Source organism: Terriglobia bacterium, from assembly GCA_020072645.1.
In the GTDB taxonomy this organism is placed as follows: domain Bacteria; phylum Acidobacteriota; class Terriglobia; order Terriglobales; family Acidobacteriaceae; genus Angelobacter.
This window is the reverse complement of the sequence record JAIQGK010000018.1, coordinates 50679-64993: the sequence shown is the minus strand read 5'-3', so window position 1 is coordinate 64993 and position 14315 is coordinate 50679. Positions and strand designations below refer to the sequence as shown.

Annotated in this window: 14 protein-coding genes; 7 read left to right on the top strand and 7 right to left on the bottom strand. The window is 55.0% G+C overall.

What is annotated here, in order from left to right; translation table 11 throughout:
- Window positions 1-98: 98 nt before the first annotated feature.
- Window positions 99-2849, bottom strand: coding sequence for a DNA mismatch repair protein MutS (mutS, locus tag LAO76_23605; protein MBZ5493918.1), 2751 nt, complete (start codon window positions 2847-2849; stop codon window positions 99-101).
- Window positions 2850-3012: 163 nt separating this feature from the next.
- Between mutS and LAO76_23600 the strand changes: the two genes are divergently transcribed.
- Both LAO76_23600 and LAO76_23595 read left to right on the top strand, forming a co-directional pair.
- Complete coding sequence (locus LAO76_23600; GenBank protein ID MBZ5493917.1) at window positions 3013-3243, top strand: type II toxin-antitoxin system prevent-host-death family antitoxin; 231 nt, start codon at window positions 3013-3015, stop codon at window positions 3241-3243.
- A gap of 6 nt (window positions 3244-3249) precedes the next feature.
- Complete coding sequence (locus LAO76_23595) at window positions 3250-3636, top strand: type II toxin-antitoxin system VapC family toxin (GenBank protein ID MBZ5493916.1); 387 nt, start codon at window positions 3250-3252, stop codon at window positions 3634-3636.
- Between the two features lie 62 nt (window positions 3637-3698).
- On the opposite strand, the gene LAO76_23590 is transcribed toward LAO76_23595, so the two are convergent.
- A complete protein-coding gene (locus LAO76_23590; protein MBZ5493915.1) occupies window positions 3699-4445 on the bottom strand; it encodes a YebC/PmpR family DNA-binding transcriptional regulator in 747 nt (248 codons plus the stop codon).
- A 115-nt stretch (window positions 4446-4560) separates the two neighbouring features.
- Here LAO76_23590 and LAO76_23585 point away from each other — a divergent pair, with 115 nt between their 5' ends.
- The gene (locus LAO76_23585) at window positions 4561-4773 is read left to right on the top strand and encodes a hypothetical protein (protein MBZ5493914.1); all 213 of its coding nucleotides are present in this window, start codon (window positions 4561-4563) and stop codon (window positions 4771-4773) included.
- A 135-nt stretch (window positions 4774-4908) separates the two neighbouring features.
- Here the strand turns inward: LAO76_23585 and LAO76_23580 are convergent, their stop codons facing one another.
- Window positions 4909-5400 carry an AI-2E family transporter gene (locus LAO76_23580; protein ID MBZ5493913.1) on the bottom strand — a complete coding sequence of 164 codons (492 nt, stop codon included), beginning with the start codon at window positions 5398-5400 and terminating at the stop codon, window positions 4909-4911.
- Window positions 5401-5454: 54 nt separating this feature from the next.
- On the opposite strand from LAO76_23580, the gene LAO76_23575 reads away from it, so the two are divergent.
- The 3 genes from LAO76_23575 (at window position 5455) to LAO76_23565 (ending at window position 7176) form a co-directional block, all read left to right on the top strand.
- On the top strand, window positions 5455-5676 hold the full coding sequence (locus tag LAO76_23575) for a hypothetical protein (GenBank protein MBZ5493912.1): 222 nt from the start codon (window positions 5455-5457) through the stop codon (window positions 5674-5676).
- A gap of 161 nt (window positions 5677-5837) precedes the next feature.
- Complete coding sequence (gene purQ / locus LAO76_23570; GenBank protein ID MBZ5493911.1) at window positions 5838-6536, top strand: phosphoribosylformylglycinamidine synthase subunit PurQ; 699 nt, start codon at window positions 5838-5840, stop codon at window positions 6534-6536.
- 94 nt (window positions 6537-6630) lie between these two features.
- Window positions 6631-7176 (top strand): BON domain-containing protein, encoded by a 546-nt coding sequence (locus tag LAO76_23565; GenBank protein MBZ5493910.1) that lies wholly within the window; start codon window positions 6631-6633, stop codon window positions 7174-7176.
- Between the two features lie 69 nt (window positions 7177-7245).
- On the opposite strand, the gene LAO76_23560 is transcribed toward LAO76_23565, so the two are convergent.
- From LAO76_23560 to LAO76_23545, 4 genes are all read right to left on the bottom strand, one after another.
- On the bottom strand, window positions 7246-8376 hold the full coding sequence (locus LAO76_23560; GenBank protein ID MBZ5493909.1) for a D-glycerate dehydrogenase: 1131 nt from the start codon (window positions 8374-8376) through the stop codon (window positions 7246-7248).
- Between the two features lie 207 nt (window positions 8377-8583).
- The gene (locus LAO76_23555) at window positions 8584-9777 is read right to left on the bottom strand and encodes a pyridoxal phosphate-dependent aminotransferase (protein MBZ5493908.1); all 1194 of its coding nucleotides are present in this window, start codon (window positions 9775-9777) and stop codon (window positions 8584-8586) included.
- Window positions 9778-9806: 29 nt separating this feature from the next.
- Window positions 9807-10784 carry a glycosyltransferase family 2 protein gene (locus LAO76_23550; GenBank protein ID MBZ5493907.1) on the bottom strand — a complete coding sequence of 326 codons (978 nt, stop codon included), beginning with the start codon at window positions 10782-10784 and terminating at the stop codon, window positions 9807-9809.
- Window positions 10785-10875: 91 nt separating this feature from the next.
- Window positions 10876-13524 carry an ERAP1-like C-terminal domain-containing protein gene (locus tag LAO76_23545; GenBank protein ID MBZ5493906.1) on the bottom strand — a complete coding sequence of 883 codons (2649 nt, stop codon included), beginning with the start codon at window positions 13522-13524 and terminating at the stop codon, window positions 10876-10878.
- Window positions 13525-13619: 95 nt separating this feature from the next.
- Here LAO76_23545 and LAO76_23540 point away from each other — a divergent pair, with 95 nt between their 5' ends.
- Window positions 13620-14249 carry an acyloxyacyl hydrolase gene (locus LAO76_23540; protein MBZ5493905.1) on the top strand — a complete coding sequence of 210 codons (630 nt, stop codon included), beginning with the start codon at window positions 13620-13622 and terminating at the stop codon, window positions 14247-14249.
- The last annotated feature ends 66 nt before the right edge of the window (window positions 14250-14315 follow it).

Here is a 14315-nt window from a genome sequence, read left to right as displayed (position 1 = left end):
CTGTGCAGGGGACTGCGCAAATGATGGCATTGACGCAAGTACCAGACTCAACAAAATTCGGAATCGCAAGTAGCAGCCCATGATCGATGTTCGGTGCGCTAGATCTGCTTCTTCAGTTCATGCAGCAGGTTGAGTGCCTCAAGCGGCGTGAGATTATTCAGGTCGGCCTCGCGCAGCCGGTCCACAATTTTCTGCGAGAGCGGCGTGAACATCGTCAACTGTATTTGCGGTTCAGGCTCCCGCGCGCCGGGAGAGAGATGCGCCGTGGTCTCATGCTCGGCGTTTTCATGTTCATGCAGCACTTCGCGGGCGCGCACAACAACTTCAGGCGGCAGGCCCGCCAGCTTGCCAACTTCGATGCCATAGCTGCGATCTGCCGCCCCGGGTTCCACTTTGCGCAGGAAGACAATCCCGCCCGCATTTTCCTTCACTGAAACATGGAAGTTCTTTACGCCTTCAAGGCGTTCAAGCTCCGTCAGTTCGTGATAGTGCGTGGCAAAGAGCGTCTTGGCGCGGCTGGTCGCATGTATGTACTCAACCACGGCCCAGGCGATGGCGAGACCGTCATAAGTGGATGTCCCGCGGCCAATCTCATCGAGCAGAATCAGTGAACGCGGCGTGGCGGTGTTCAGGATGGCAGCCGTCTCGGTCATTTCCACCATGAAGGTGGAGCGGCCACGCGCCAGGTTGTCGCCTGCGCCAATGCGAGTAAAGATTCGGTCAATCACAGGCAGCCGAGCCGAGCGCGCCGGAACAAATCCGCCCATCTGCGCCATCAACACGGCGAGCGCTGTTTGCCTCAGATACGTTGATTTACCGCCCATGTTGGGGCCGGTGATCAGCAGAATGCTGTGGCTGCTGGAGTTGAGATAAAGATCATTCGGTACAAAACGGTCATTGCTGCCGGTTAGCTCAAGCTGTTCCAGCACAGGATGGCGGCCGCCAATGATTTCCAGTTCGTCGGCTTCCGTAGAGGGATTCTCTACGCGCTTTTCTGCGGGCGTGGCTGAAAACTGCGGGCGGCAATAGCCCCGGTTTTGTGCGATGAACGCCATTGATCCCAGCACATCTACCTCAGCCAGCGCCAGTGACGTCTGCCGTATACGCCGCGCCTCGGCGGCAATTGCCGTGCGTAGTTCGATGAATAATCTGCGCTCGATCTCGACAATCTTCTCCTGCGCATCGAGTACCTTGGCTTCGTACTCTTTCAATTCCGGCGTGGTGAAGCGCTCGGCGTTCACCAGCGTCTGTTTGCGCTCATAATCCTGCGGTGTGTGATGCAGGTTGGCCTTGCTGATTTCTATGTAATAACCGAAAACAGAATTAAACTTGACCTTGAGCGAGTTGATGCCGGTCCGTTTGCGCTCACGCTCTTCAATTTGCGCGATGTACTGTTTGGAGTTGCGGCTGAGGTTGCGCAAGTCGTCTAACTCTTTATCGACCTCAGGCTGGATCACGCCGCCATCCGCCAGCGTAAGCGGCGGCTCGGCGACCACAGTTTTTTCAATTCGTTCGCGCAGGTCAGACATTTCGTCCAGCAGATTATTTAATTCTGTCAAGCGAGTCGCGGCCAATCTGTTCAACGCTACCTTGATTCTTGGAATACGATTGAGGCTGGCACAGAGCGCCAGAACGTCGCGCGGGTTGGCCGTCTCAAGCGTCACACGGCTCAGCAACCGCTCGATATCCAGGACGCCTTCCAGCGCACGCCGCAGCTCTTCACGAGCCACGAATTCCTTTACGCCCGCCTCTACGGCGTCGAGGCGGCGATTGATTTCGTTAATGTCAATCGAAGGCCGCAGCATCCATGACCGCAGCAGGCGCTTGCCCATGGGCGTGAGTGTGGCGTCGAGCGCGCGGAACAGAGTTACCTCGCTGCTGGTGTTGGCAAACAGTGGCTCGACTAGCTCGAGATTGCGGACGGTAACGGCGTCGAGCACCAGATATTCCTGGCGATCATAAAAACCGATGCGGTCCACGTGCTCCAGCGTTCCGCGCTGCGTGGAGCGGACATAATGCAGAATTGCTCCCGCCGCCGTGGCCGCCGCCGGACGACCCTGCAAGCCAAAGCCCTCAAGCGACAGCACGCCCAGCTTGTTTTCCAGCAGAGGCACGGCATAATCGGGGCTGAAGACCCAGTCTTCCAGCGGCGTTTCAGTAAAGCGCATGGCGCCGCCGGTCTGTTGCAAAGCCGCGCCTGTGCCGGACTGGTTCGTCTGCGCCTGAGCTGATTGATCTTTAGGCTCGGCCTGAGTTTCCGCGCTGTTCGTTTTCTCGCTGTTCAAGGGCGGCTGGTCAAACAATGGCAGGCCGGAAGGATATAGAACTTCCCGCGGACGCAATTGCTGCAGCTCTTCCACAATCCGGCGCTCTGCGTCAGGGCCGCGAAATTCGGTGGCACGAAATTCGCCGGTGGAAAGATCCAGTGCCGCCAGCCCCACCGCGCCGGATGCCCGCGCCAATGCTGCAAGAAAGTTGTTTTCCTCCGAGCCTACGCTGGAATCGATCGCCGTCCCGGGCGTAAGCACCCTTGTGACCTCGCGACGGACCAGTTTTGTAGCCGCGCTGGGAAGTTCCATCTGCTCACAGATGGCAACCTTAAAGCCCTTGCGCAGCAGCTTGGAAAGATAATTTTCCGCCGCATGATAAGGCACACCGCACATGGGAATGGCGTGGTCTTTTTCTTTATTGCGCGAGGTCAGCGTGATTTGCAGCTCTCGCGCGGCCACTACCGCGTCTTCAAAAAACAGTTCGTAAAAATCTCCCAGACGGAAAAAGAGCAGCGCGTTGGGATGCTGCTTTTTGATAGCGGCATATTGCCGCATCAACGGAGTGGAGGGCTCGGTCATCGGCGTGAGTGCATTATAGAGCGTCTCTAGAACGGAAGAGCAAAATCCACACCGGAGACGCGGAGAGACGTGGGGGCCAAGCAATACGATTTGAGAGCACGTCTTTATAAATTCCTCTTGCAATCCGCTACTCCAATTAGCTAATATAGATTAGCTAATCATTATGAAGACCTTTACCATCCATGAAGCTAAAACCAACCTCTCGAAGTTGATAGAACAAGCGTGCCAGGGGGAAGAGGTTGTGATCGCACGCGGCCCTGAGCCGGTTGTCCGCCTTGTCCCCATAGCCGATGTAAAAGGTCGTCGTCAGCCGGGCGCGTTGCGCGGCAAATTACATGCTGGCCCGGAGTTTTTTGAACCGCTAGCAGACGAAGAACTGGCGCGCTGGGAATAGCTGCGAATGCGCTTGCTCATTGACACGCACGCGCTTCTCTGGTGGCTGACGGATGATCCCGCGCTGCCCGCATCGGCGAGGAAGCACCTTGCACGAGCAGCCAATACTGTCCTTGTAAGCTCCGCTTCGGCCTGGGAGATCGCGACAAAGTTCCGGATCGGAAAGCTACCGGACGCCGGCGATCTGCTGGCGTACTTTGCTGGCTACATGGCCCGGGAACGTTTTGAAGGTCTGCCTATTTCCACCGACCACGCTGTGCGCGCTGGCTTATTGCCGGGGCCGCACAAAGACCCGTTTGATCGTATGCTGATTGCCCAGGCCCAGGCGGAGAACGTTCCGATCCTTAGCAATGACGTGGCGTTTGATTCGTACAGTGTCCGACGAATCTGGTGAAGTAAACCACCGCCTTGTGAGTTCTCCGGCGGTTGTTTAACAACGTCAATTGATGTGCTGGCTTAGCTGACTTCTTCCAGCGTCTTCTGGTCAACGTCAAAATTTGAATAAACGTTCTGAACGTCGTCGGTATCTTCCAGCGTTTCCAGCAGGCGGATCATGGAGTTGGCGGCAGCGCCTTCCAGCTTCATATAAGTCTGCGGAATCATGCCGATTTCTGAATGCACAATCTCAGCGCCGGATTTTTTTACCGCTTCCAGGACGGTTTCAAAGGCATTGGGAGCAGTGGTGATTTCCCAGTTCTCGCCATCGTCGCTCAGGTCATCGCCGCCCTGCTCAAGAACGATGTTCATTAGATCATCTTCCTTGGACTTGGCTTTGGAAACCACGATGGAGCCTTTTTTCTGGAACATCCACGAGACGGAGCCGGCTTCACCCATGTTTCCGCCGCCCTTGGTAAAGGCATGGCGGATTTCGCTTACCGTGCGGTTGCGATTGTCGGTGGTGACTTCCACCAGCAGGGCCACGCCGCCGGGACCATAACCCTCAAAGGTGATTTCTTCATAGCTCACGCCTTCAAGTTCGCCGGTGCCGCGCTGGATGGCCCTCTTGATGTTGTCTGCAGGCATGTTCTCAGCCTTGGCGGCAGCAACCGCCGTGCGCAGGCGCGGATTGCCTTCAACGTCGCCCCCGCCGCTCTTGGCGGCCATGGTGATTTCCTTGATCAGACGGGTAAAGATCTTGCCGCGCTTCGCGTCCAGCGCGCCCTTTTTATGCTTGATTGTGGCCCATTTTGAGTGGCCGGACATGTGGATAACCTCAAAGAATCAAAGATTTACGCAGCCAACAAGGAGAGGCGGCACGCGCCATAAGCGCAGGAAAACAAGGTAGATTATAGCACGAGCTGTTGTATCATTTCGCGCCATGAGCCTCAAGGAATGGGAGCGAGACGTAATCAATCGCCAACGCAACGTGTTTCCTGACACCAACCTGAATGAAGGCAGGTTCTATAGAAATATTGCGTCAGGCAAGGCGGTTTTCAGCGTAGGACAGAAAGTAAGCCTGTTGATGATAGTTGTGTTCTTTGTGATTTTTGAGCGCGGTAGCTTTCGCCAGTTCTTTTGGGAGGTTCGTTAACGAGGATAAGTATGCAGATCGCGCCTTGGACCTGGAACCGTCGGTTATTTCATTGGTATGGCTCCTGTTTTGGTTATTTTTGACTATCAAAGCCCTGTTTCCGCCCGAGCCACCCGCGCCTAAACGCAGACGTGGCTATCGAACATCCAGCCGACGCTGATCCGGCGGAGTTTCAGCTTTCCTGCGAAACGCATAGACCACCGCCAGCAGCGGCGGGGCCAGCAACACTCCCCAGAAGGGAATAATGATCCCCAAAATAATCGGCGCGATCAACGCCGCCCAGAACGGGACTTTGGCGGTGCGCTTCATCAGGTACGGCTGAAGGAACAGACCGTCGGTGACCATGATCACCGCGAACAGAATCAGCACATAGAAAAATCGCATATGATCATGATTCAAAGCTCCCAGCAGCGCCGGCCCGATCAATGAGAGCATCACGCCGAAGTTCGGAATGAACTGAAGCACGCCGCCCAGAATGGCCCACAGCGGTGCCCAGGGAATGCCGATGATCCATAAGCCCACCAGCCATAGAACTGCTACGGCCAGAGAGTCATAGCACTGGGCGATAAACCAGTTCTTGAGCGCCGAGCCGGTGGTGCGTGCGTGGGAGCGCCAATCCATAACCATGTTTACCACAGAGGGCACGGAGGAGCGCAGAGTTGCCATTCAAGGAAGCGCAGCATGAAGGGCCTTTCGAATCTCGTCGCGATAGAGAACTTCGACACACGCTATTTTGGCGCCAACGACATCAAGGATGATCATTCCGTCGGCTGGGCTGAGTTCTACGTTGCGATGATTGGGGCCGTAGGATCCCTGAGGACGTGGTTCAGTGTAAAGCGTCGCGCAAAAATCATCGCCACACCGGCACCGATCAACAATCGTCAGCGTACGTACCTGTGCTGACAAAGCTGGCTCGTTTGCTTCAATGAGCAGTTGCTCGAGTTCGCGAGCCAATGCGGGCAGGGTTTCGAACAGTAAGAGGGACACGGAGTTAGGGGATAACCAGGACCAATCTCATCAAATTCTCTGTGTTTCTCTGTGCCCTCTGTGGTTAAAATAAAACTATGAAATTTGGCGTCATCATCTTTCCCGGCTCCAATTGCGATCAGGATAGCTACAACGCGGCCATTGCCGCCACCGGCCAGCAGGCGACGATGCTCTGGCATGATTCGCACGACCTGGAAAATTGTGACGCCATCATTGTGCCGGGCGGCTTTGCCTATGGCGATTACCTGCGCACCGGAGCGATTGCCAAATTCGCGCCGATCATGGACCAGGTGCGAAAATTTGCCGCATCCGGCGGTTTGGTCATCGGCATCTGCAATGGCTTTCAAATCCTGTGTGAAGCGGGCCTTCTGCCCGGCGCTCTCTTGCGTAATGCGGGACTGAAATATGTCTGCAAGTTTGTCGATCTGCGCGTGGAAAATGCTGAAACGCCGTTCACCAATGCGTGCAAAAAAGGCGAGGTGCTCAGGATTCCCATCGGCCACATGGAAGGGAATTACTATTGCGACGCTCAGACGCTCGAAGCGCTCAAGCGCCAGAACCGCATCGTCTTCCGCTATTCAACTCCGGAAGGAGAGATCACTGCGGAAGCCAATCCCAACGGATCGCTCGATAACATTGCCGGCATTTGCAATGAAGGAAGCAACGTTCTTGGCATGATGCCGCATCCCGACCGCTGCAGTGAATCTCTGCTTGGCTCGGCAGACGGCGCAAAAATTTTCCGCTCGATGATCACCGCGCCGGTCATTACGCGCTGACAGCAGCCCTCCTCTGAGTCACAGCCCGCATCCAAATCAAGAGAACCTCCCCTGGGTTCTAACCGACGACTCAACCGACTAGGAGGCTCTCTGTATGCGCGTGAAAAACTTAATGGCAACTCTTGCCGCATTTCTGCTTTGTGTGGCGATTGGCTGCACATCCAATAAAGCCAACACACCTGACGTGAAAGACCAGGTTTCTAAAGCCCTGGCAAATGCCGGCTACAAAGATGTAAAGGTCGCCACGAACAATGACAAACAACTTGTCACTCTCAGCGGCGACGTGAAGACCCAGGAAGATAAAAACAAGGCTGAAGACGTGGCCAAGAGCGCGGCCAGCGGGTTTGTGGTTTCAAATGAAATCGGCGTTCGTCCGGACGGCGTGGAAGGCGATGCAAAGAAAATCGATTCCAATATAGATTCCGCGATCGAAAAAGACTTCAAGGCTGTGATCATCGCGAACCGACTGGAAAAACAGCACATCCGCTTTGACGCCAAGAATGGCGTGCTCACGTTGAAAGGCGATGTTGATACAGCCGGACAGCGCCAGCAGGTGGAAAAACTTGCCGCCAGCGTTCCTAACGTCCAACAGGTTGTGAATGAGCTGGATGTGAAAGGCGCAAAGCGCAGATCTTCTTAAATTGCGTTAGCCATTTGGATGAGGACGGCAGAAATGCCGTCCTTTAATTTTGTGATGATGAATCGCGTTTTAAATCCCTTCACCGTCCGCGCCCGATCCTGTCCACGCTTCTTTGTTCACCACGTACGGCATCAGCGTTTTGTCGCCGCCGTAATTTCCTTCCAGCACGTCGAGCAGCCCTTGAATGCAGCGTCCAGCCATACCTTTTCCCGGATCGGTGGAGAGCCGCGTAATCCGACCGGCGCTGGCAAAGTGGTGAAACAGCCGGCAGCGATCTTCAATCTGGGGATCGAGCAGCGGCGAGTCTGCCGGCAGCGGCTCTTTTCCGAATACGTCCAGAGCAGCTCCGGCGATCCAGCGTTCTTTAAGCGCTTTGGCCAATGCTTTTTCGTCAACCACCGGGCCGCGCGCGGCATTGATCAGGTAGGCATCCTTGCGCATGAGCTTCAGCGTGCGCTCATTGATCAGGTGGTAGGTGGGTGACTTTCCGTCACGCACAAGAGGCACGTGCAGGCTCACATAATCAGCTTCTGACAGCGCTTCTTCCAGGTTTACGTATTTGATCCAATTCTTTTCCTTTACCATCCCGAGCTTTGCCCGCAGGTCCATCACCTGCTGCACGTGTGCAGCGAAAAGATGATTTTGATAAACCGGATCGTAGCAAAGCACGTTCATATCAAAGCCAATGCATTTTTTGATCAGCGCCAGGCCAATGCGTCCGGTGCCGATCACGGCAATCGTCTTGCCGGAAATTTCGTCTCCCAGGAAGGGAAGAAACGGGTGCCACGCGCCCCACTTCTGGTCGCGCACCATCTTCTCGCTGTCCCACATGCGGCGTGACAGTGTTCCCATCATTAAGAAGGTGAATTCAGCTGTCGCGTCATTGAGGACTTCCGCCGTATTGGTGAACGGGACCTTGTAGCGGTTGGCTTCAGCGCGATTGATATTGTCAAAGCCGACCGCGACCTGCGAAACCACTTTCAGCGTGCCTTTACCAGCTTCAAACACTTCTGCATCGATGGGATCGCGCAACGTGGTGATCAGCCCGTCGATGCCAGAGCCGACTTTTTCCAGGATCACGTTTTTGGGCGGTGCTTCCGGGCCGGGAAAAATCTCAAGGTCATAGCCACGCTCGCGTAGCAGGTTTTCCGCTGCGCCTCCGATATGACAGGTAGCATAGATGCGAAATGTTTTGGACATGAGAAAAGTATTCGCCGCTGATAACCGCTGATCAACTCTGGATGCTCAAAAGCAGTGATGCGAGTCTAGCGACCTTATAGATCACAACTTGTGGCTACAGAAACAAGTGCGGCAACCGTTGAAGTTGCCGCATTGAAAATGAATTTCAAGTTTAACTGTGATTCTGATCTGCGTTGCTCAGCGTAAATCTGCGGCGATAGGGTTTAGCTACAGGTTCTTCTTAGCCCAGCCATCAATACGCTTGAGCGCTTCGTCCAGGTTTTCCATGGAATTGGCGATGCTGAAGCGCAGATAGCCTTCGCCGAATTTGCCGAACGCCGTGCCGGCAAGACATGCCACGCCAGCTTCATTCAGCATTGCTTCCGCCAGCTTTTTAGATGTCCATCCTGTCTTCTGCACGTTGGGGAAAGCATAGAACGCGCCATGCGGCAATCGGCAGCTGAAGCCCTTGATGTTGTTGAGTCCGGTAATGAACTTATCGCGCCGCGCGTGAAACTGTTCACGCATGTTGTCCACGGACGCCTGGTCACCCTTGAGTGCTTCCATGCCTGCCATTTGAGTAAAGCTGGCGCTGCATGAGTTCACGTTGGTCATCAATCGGCCAAACTGCGCGGCCAGATCTTTGCGCATTACGCCATAGCCCAGGCGCCAACCGGTCATGGCATAGGTCTTGGACCAGCCATCCAGCATGATCACGCGATCTCTCCAGCCGGGAAGCGACATGAGCGAATGATGGCGGCCTTCAAAAATCAGGCGGCTGTAAATTTCATCGGAGAGCACCATGATGTCGCGATCGCCTATGGCCGCGGCAATGTCTTTCACATCCTGCTCTGTCACCACGCTGCCGGTGGGATTGTGCGGAGAGTTGAGCACAATCAGCTTGGTGCGGTCAGTGATCAGGTCAGCCAACTCGTTGGGGTCTAGCCGGAAATCCTTTTCTTCCCGCATCTGCAAGGGAACGGGCGTGGCGCCGGTGAAGTTGATCAGCGACTCATAAATAGGAAAGCCGGGGTTGGGATAAATGACCTCATCGCCTTCTTCCACCAGCGCGGTAAAAGTAAAGTAGATCGTCGGTTTGCCGCCCGGCACGATGACGACTTCGTCCGCGGCTACCGGCACGCCGTGTGTGCGCGTAACTTCCGCTGCCACGGTTTCACGCAGGGCCGGCATTCCGGCGGACGGCATGTAATGCGTGTATCCCTTGTGGATGGCGTCCACTCCGGCTTCAATTACATTTGCCGGTGTGTCAAAATCCGGCTCGCCGATCTCCAGATGGATAATGCTTCTGCCCTGCGCCTCAAGAGCGCGGGCCTTGGCAAGGGTTTCAAAAGCGGTTTCAGTTCCCAGGCGGGCCATACGTTTGGCCAGCCGCAATTCTGTTGGGGTAGTGACTGGGGTCATTATTTTTCTCTTTGTTTTAAAGAATCAGATTACTCGTTGACCGCTTGTTCCTGGCTCTGCGATCGCAATACGTGCGCCACGGTATAAGGCACGCGACGTTGAGGTTCCTGGAAATTCCTTACCTGTAAATCGCCCAGCAGTCCCAGCGCCAGCATCTGCCCGCCGAATACGATCAGGACTGCGGCGGAAATCAACAGCGGTCCGTGCTCTCCCATCACGCTTAGGTGCCAGATCAACTTGGAAAGCATCAGCCAGAAAGCGATGCCCATTCCACCCAGCAGTGAAAGCATGCCCACGGTGCCAAACAGGTGCAGCGGCCGGTACATATATTTCAGCAGAAAGCGGATTGTAATCAGGTCAAAGAAGACGCGGAACGTGCGGGAGATGCCGTAATGCGAATTGCCCTTAGGCCGCACAATGTTCTTGATGGGAATTTCGCAGATCGATGCGCCATACCACGAGGCCAGCGCGGGAATAAAACGATGCAGCTCGCCATACAAGGGAAGTTGCTGGATGATCTCGCGGCGGTAAGCCTTGTACGTGGTGCCGAAGTCGTGGATCTGCACGCCGCTCAACTTTGACATGGCCCAGTTGGCAATGCGCGATGGGATGCGGCGCATCACAAAGTTGTCCACACGCTCTTTGCGCCAGCCGCTCACCAGGTCATAGCCCTGTTCCAGCATTTCCAGGAATTTGGGGATATCTTCAGGATCGTGTTGCAGGTCGCCATCCATGGCGATTACAAATTCGCCCTGCGCGTGCGCAAATCCCGCCGCCAGTGCTGAAGTCTGCCCGAAGTTGCGGCGCAACTTGACCACCACAACGCGGCTGTCAATGGTCACGATCTCACGCAGCAGCTTGTACGTGCGATCTAGGCTGCCATCATCAACAAATACCAGTTCGAACGTGTCTCCCGTGGCTTCCATGACCGCTTTTAGCCGGTCATAAAGCGCGGTCACGCTTTCCTGCTCGTTATGGAATGGGACTACGATCGAAAACTTCGGCATATCTTTATTAAAATTATACATCCGTTGTTTGTGTGTTGAGTACCTGAAAATACTCGAAAAGATTATGGATTTCCCGGGTGATTACTTCCCATTATCTATATTTAGCCCTGATTTTTACGGTGCGGTCCAATTCATCCACAACCTCAAGTATTTTTAGCCTTAAATCCTTGTCCAGTTCAGCCTTGTCCAGAAGATCATGTACCTGCTTCTGGGCCGCCGCGGATTGCTGACCGCCGATGAAAGCATTGAGCCAGGCCAACATAAAAAAGATTTTTCGCTCCCGCTTTACCTGCGGCAGGGCATCCAGCGCCGGACCGAGGTAGGGAAGCGTTAGGTCAGATTGGTTCCACCAGTTGAAGCTGCCCAGGCTTATTTCAATCCAGTCTTCCGGACGCGACGTATCATGCAGGTATTCATCGAAATAATGTTTTTTGGTTTCCGCGTCTGGGCGCGCCGCAGCCGCCATGTAGGCATATTTCTTGCCGTCGCCTGAAGGATCGCGCTTTTCTTCTGCCGCCAGCACTGCTGGCGCGTCAGGATCATTCTGTGCGACTAAGGATTCCACAATGTTCCATCGGTCCAGCGTCCGCAACTCAACGCCCGGGACGGTAAGCTTGCCGTTCAGCATGTCTTTAAGCTGGGCGCGGGCTTTCTCAGTCTCCGCCACGCCGCGCAACGCGCGAAACCATGTAATCCGCATGTCCTGCGAAGGTGATTGGAGCATCTGGTCGGCGGCCAACGCTTCCATCTTCGGCGCCAACTGCTCGCGCGTCTCTGTCGAGACATAGCGATGTAGCGCGGTAATCGTGCGGCCGATAATGCTTTGTGCCAGAGACTCATCTTTCTCTGTTGGGAGATTGCGCAGTGCCAGATTGATGTAGTCTCGTGGATCCATCTCCGCTTCGCGGACGGAATCCCACAGCGACCCCCAGAACAGCGTGCGCTTGAAGACGTCATTCATGCTTCCCAGGTCAGCCATTACCGCTTTGCGGCTGACAGGATCGAGCAGGAATCGCCCGTAAGCTTCGTCCTGATAGTTGGCAAAGACATAACGCGGACACGCTCCGCCTTTTCCGGTAATAAATTCTGTCTTTGCCGTCTTCCATTCAATCCGCGTTTGCGTCTCGGTCTTCCCATAATTCACCAGGACCTTTGTTGCAATGGGCCACAAGCCGCCTTCGGCCAACACGTCTTTCTGCGACACGGTGACGCGCGTCGCAGTCAAATCGCCCTTTACTCCACATGCCCACTCCACATCTACCTGTGGCATGCCTCTGCGCCTGATCCACGCATCTGCCCACGGTCCCAGCGGTTTCTTTGAAGTTCGCTCAAGCGCCCGCACCAGATCGTTCCATTCCGCATTCGCATAGGCGTGTTCCTTCAGGTAGAGCCGAAGACCGTCGCGGAACTGGTCCTCGCCCACAACAAACGCCAGTTGCTTGATCACGCCGGGCGCTTTGGAATAGACGATTGCTCCATAGGCCGACTTGGCATCTTTCAGGTTAGGAATGTCCTGATAAATCGGCGTTGTGCCTTGAGTTGAATCAATGGCATAGGCCGCGGGCTTGATCGCCTGATAAAAACGCTTCCACACGTTTTCGTTCGGCTTGAGTGAATTCAATGCGTGATACGCCATGTACTGCGCGAAACCCTCTTTGAGCCAGAGATCGTCAAACCAGCGCATGGTCACCAGGTCGCCGAACCACTGGTGCGTAAGCTCGTGCAGCAGCAATATGTCGCGATTCAGGCGGTCGCTGTGCGTGGGAGCCGTGCGGAAGAGAATCGATTCTTCCCGCAGAAACGTTGCGCCGGCATGCTCCATGCCTCCGTAGGCAAAGCCGGGAATCATCACCATGTCGTACTTGGGGAAGGGAAACGGATGAGCAAAATAGTCAGAGAGATATTTGATTCCGTCCGCCGTGATCTGTTGAACAGCAGCGGCTTCAGCTTCAGCTTCAGCTTTCTGCAATTTCGATTTGCGCACGTAAAGCCCCGGCAGTCCCGGCGTGTCATGCACTTTCTGAAACGGCCCTGCGGCAAAGGCGAAGAGATAAGTGCTGATTGGCTGCGTCTCGGTGAACTCAGTGCGCGTAAAGCCGTGCCCTTGCGGCACACTCGGATCAGGTCCGACTGGTCCGTCCGTGACCTCCGTGACTGTCATCACTCCTGAGGTGTTCGAGATCACCACCCAGCCTGCCGGTGCGTCCACTTTTAGTTTGAACTTTGCCTTCAAGTCCGGCTGATCAAAGCACGGAAACGCCATCTCGGCGTCCATCGGGACAAAGAGCGTATAGATGTATTCGCTGCCGTCGTCCTTGTCTTCAAACCGTGTGATGGCCTTGCCCGCCGGCGCGACCGGCGCTTTGAAGTCGATTACGACAACGTTCTCATCCAGCTTGAGCAGCTTAGCCGGCAGCTCAACGTGACCATTTTGTATCTCAGTCGACGCCGGCTGGCCGTTTACGGTCAAGCTACTTACGGAGCCTTCGCGAAAATCCAGCCACTCCGGCAGAATGCCGCGGTCGTCCGCATTCTGTACAAACCGCAGTTCCTCATGCCCGCTCACAGAATCCGACTTCGGCGTAATGGTGAAGCTGAGCTGGTAGCGAACATCTTTGAGCTGTTGCGCCCGAAGCCTCGCCAGATCGCGGGGGATGCCCACGGGAGCCTGGGAAATAGCACCCGTAGTGAAAAGCAAAATGAACAGGACAATCCTTCGTAGTATGTGGCGGGTAGGCATTTGGACGGAGCTCCGGGATCTTGCTCGATTCGAGATGGCCATTTTACCCTCTACCTTCAACCTGATACTCTCTTTCCTGCTCCCAGGAGATTTCTATGCCTTCAACCGTCATCTGGCGATTGCTGTTCTCCGCGTCTCCGCGCCTCCGCGGTGCGATTTTGCTTTTTGGTTTTATTGCAACGTCGGTGATTGCTAGCGCACAAACCAAACCACTTGATGGCCAACCCTGGGACTTCGGCGTGTGGGCTGGCGGCGGCTTCAGCGTCCCGGGTGGAACAAAAGATACGCATGCCATCAACGCAGGCATCCGCCTAGGCAAGGTGTTGACTGATGATCATCTCGGCGGCTTCCTGCGCGGGAATTTTGAATGGTCCGCTGACCTTATTCCGCTTTACTACCTGTGGCAGCCAGCGCCAGCTCAAAATGTCTATGCTGCCGCGTTTAATCCGCTTAACTTAAAGTGGAACTTCACCAGTTCCGCGCGTACTGTCCCGTATCTTGAACTCGGCGGCGGAGTGCTTTTCAGCAATCACGCGGTACCGGTGAATACGTCGCATGTAAACTTTGTAACGCACGCGACTCTGGGCTTTCAGTTCTTCAATAATGATCGCCGCGCTTTCACTGCCGGTGTTCGCTATGAGCACATTTCCAACGCCGGTTTGACGGTCCCGAATCCGGGAATCAACACCGTTCAGTTTCAGTTGGGATTGAATTGGTTTAGATAACCAAATTCTGCTGTTCGCGATTCACAATAGATCGCGCATACAACGGGTGCTTGACATCCCAAAGTT

What these genes read in the sequence shown, in the direction of transcription:
- mutS (MBZ5493918.1), bottom strand. Translation starts at nt 2,849, where the DNA reads ATGACCGAGCCCTCCACTCCGTTGATGCGGCAATATGCCGCTATCAAA.
- LAO76_23600 (MBZ5493917.1), top strand. Translation starts at nt 3,013, where the DNA reads ATGAAGACCTTTACCATCCATGAAGCTAAAACCAACCTCTCGAAGTTG.
- LAO76_23595 (MBZ5493916.1), top strand. Translation starts at nt 3,250, where the DNA reads ATGCGCTTGCTCATTGACACGCACGCGCTTCTCTGGTGGCTGACGGAT.
- LAO76_23590 (MBZ5493915.1), bottom strand. Translation starts at nt 4,445, where the DNA reads ATGTCCGGCCACTCAAAATGGGCCACAATCAAGCATAAAAAGGGCGCG.
- LAO76_23585 (MBZ5493914.1), top strand. Translation starts at nt 4,561, where the DNA reads ATGAGCCTCAAGGAATGGGAGCGAGACGTAATCAATCGCCAACGCAAC.
- LAO76_23580 (MBZ5493913.1), bottom strand. Translation starts at nt 5,400, where the DNA reads ATGGTTATGGATTGGCGCTCCCACGCACGCACCACCGGCTCGGCGCTC.
- LAO76_23575 (MBZ5493912.1), top strand. Translation starts at nt 5,455, where the DNA reads ATGAAGGGCCTTTCGAATCTCGTCGCGATAGAGAACTTCGACACACGC.
- purQ (MBZ5493911.1), top strand. Translation starts at nt 5,838, where the DNA reads ATGAAATTTGGCGTCATCATCTTTCCCGGCTCCAATTGCGATCAGGAT.
- LAO76_23565 (MBZ5493910.1), top strand. Translation starts at nt 6,631, where the DNA reads ATGCGCGTGAAAAACTTAATGGCAACTCTTGCCGCATTTCTGCTTTGT.
- LAO76_23560 (MBZ5493909.1), bottom strand. Translation starts at nt 8,376, where the DNA reads ATGTCCAAAACATTTCGCATCTATGCTACCTGTCATATCGGAGGCGCA.
- LAO76_23555 (MBZ5493908.1), bottom strand. Translation starts at nt 9,777, where the DNA reads ATGACCCCAGTCACTACCCCAACAGAATTGCGGCTGGCCAAACGTATG.
- LAO76_23550 (MBZ5493907.1), bottom strand. Translation starts at nt 10,784, where the DNA reads ATGCCGAAGTTTTCGATCGTAGTCCCATTCCATAACGAGCAGGAAAGC.
- LAO76_23545 (MBZ5493906.1), bottom strand. Translation starts at nt 13,524, where the DNA reads ATGCCTACCCGCCACATACTACGAAGGATTGTCCTGTTCATTTTGCTT.
- LAO76_23540 (MBZ5493905.1), top strand. Translation starts at nt 13,620, where the DNA reads ATGCCTTCAACCGTCATCTGGCGATTGCTGTTCTCCGCGTCTCCGCGC.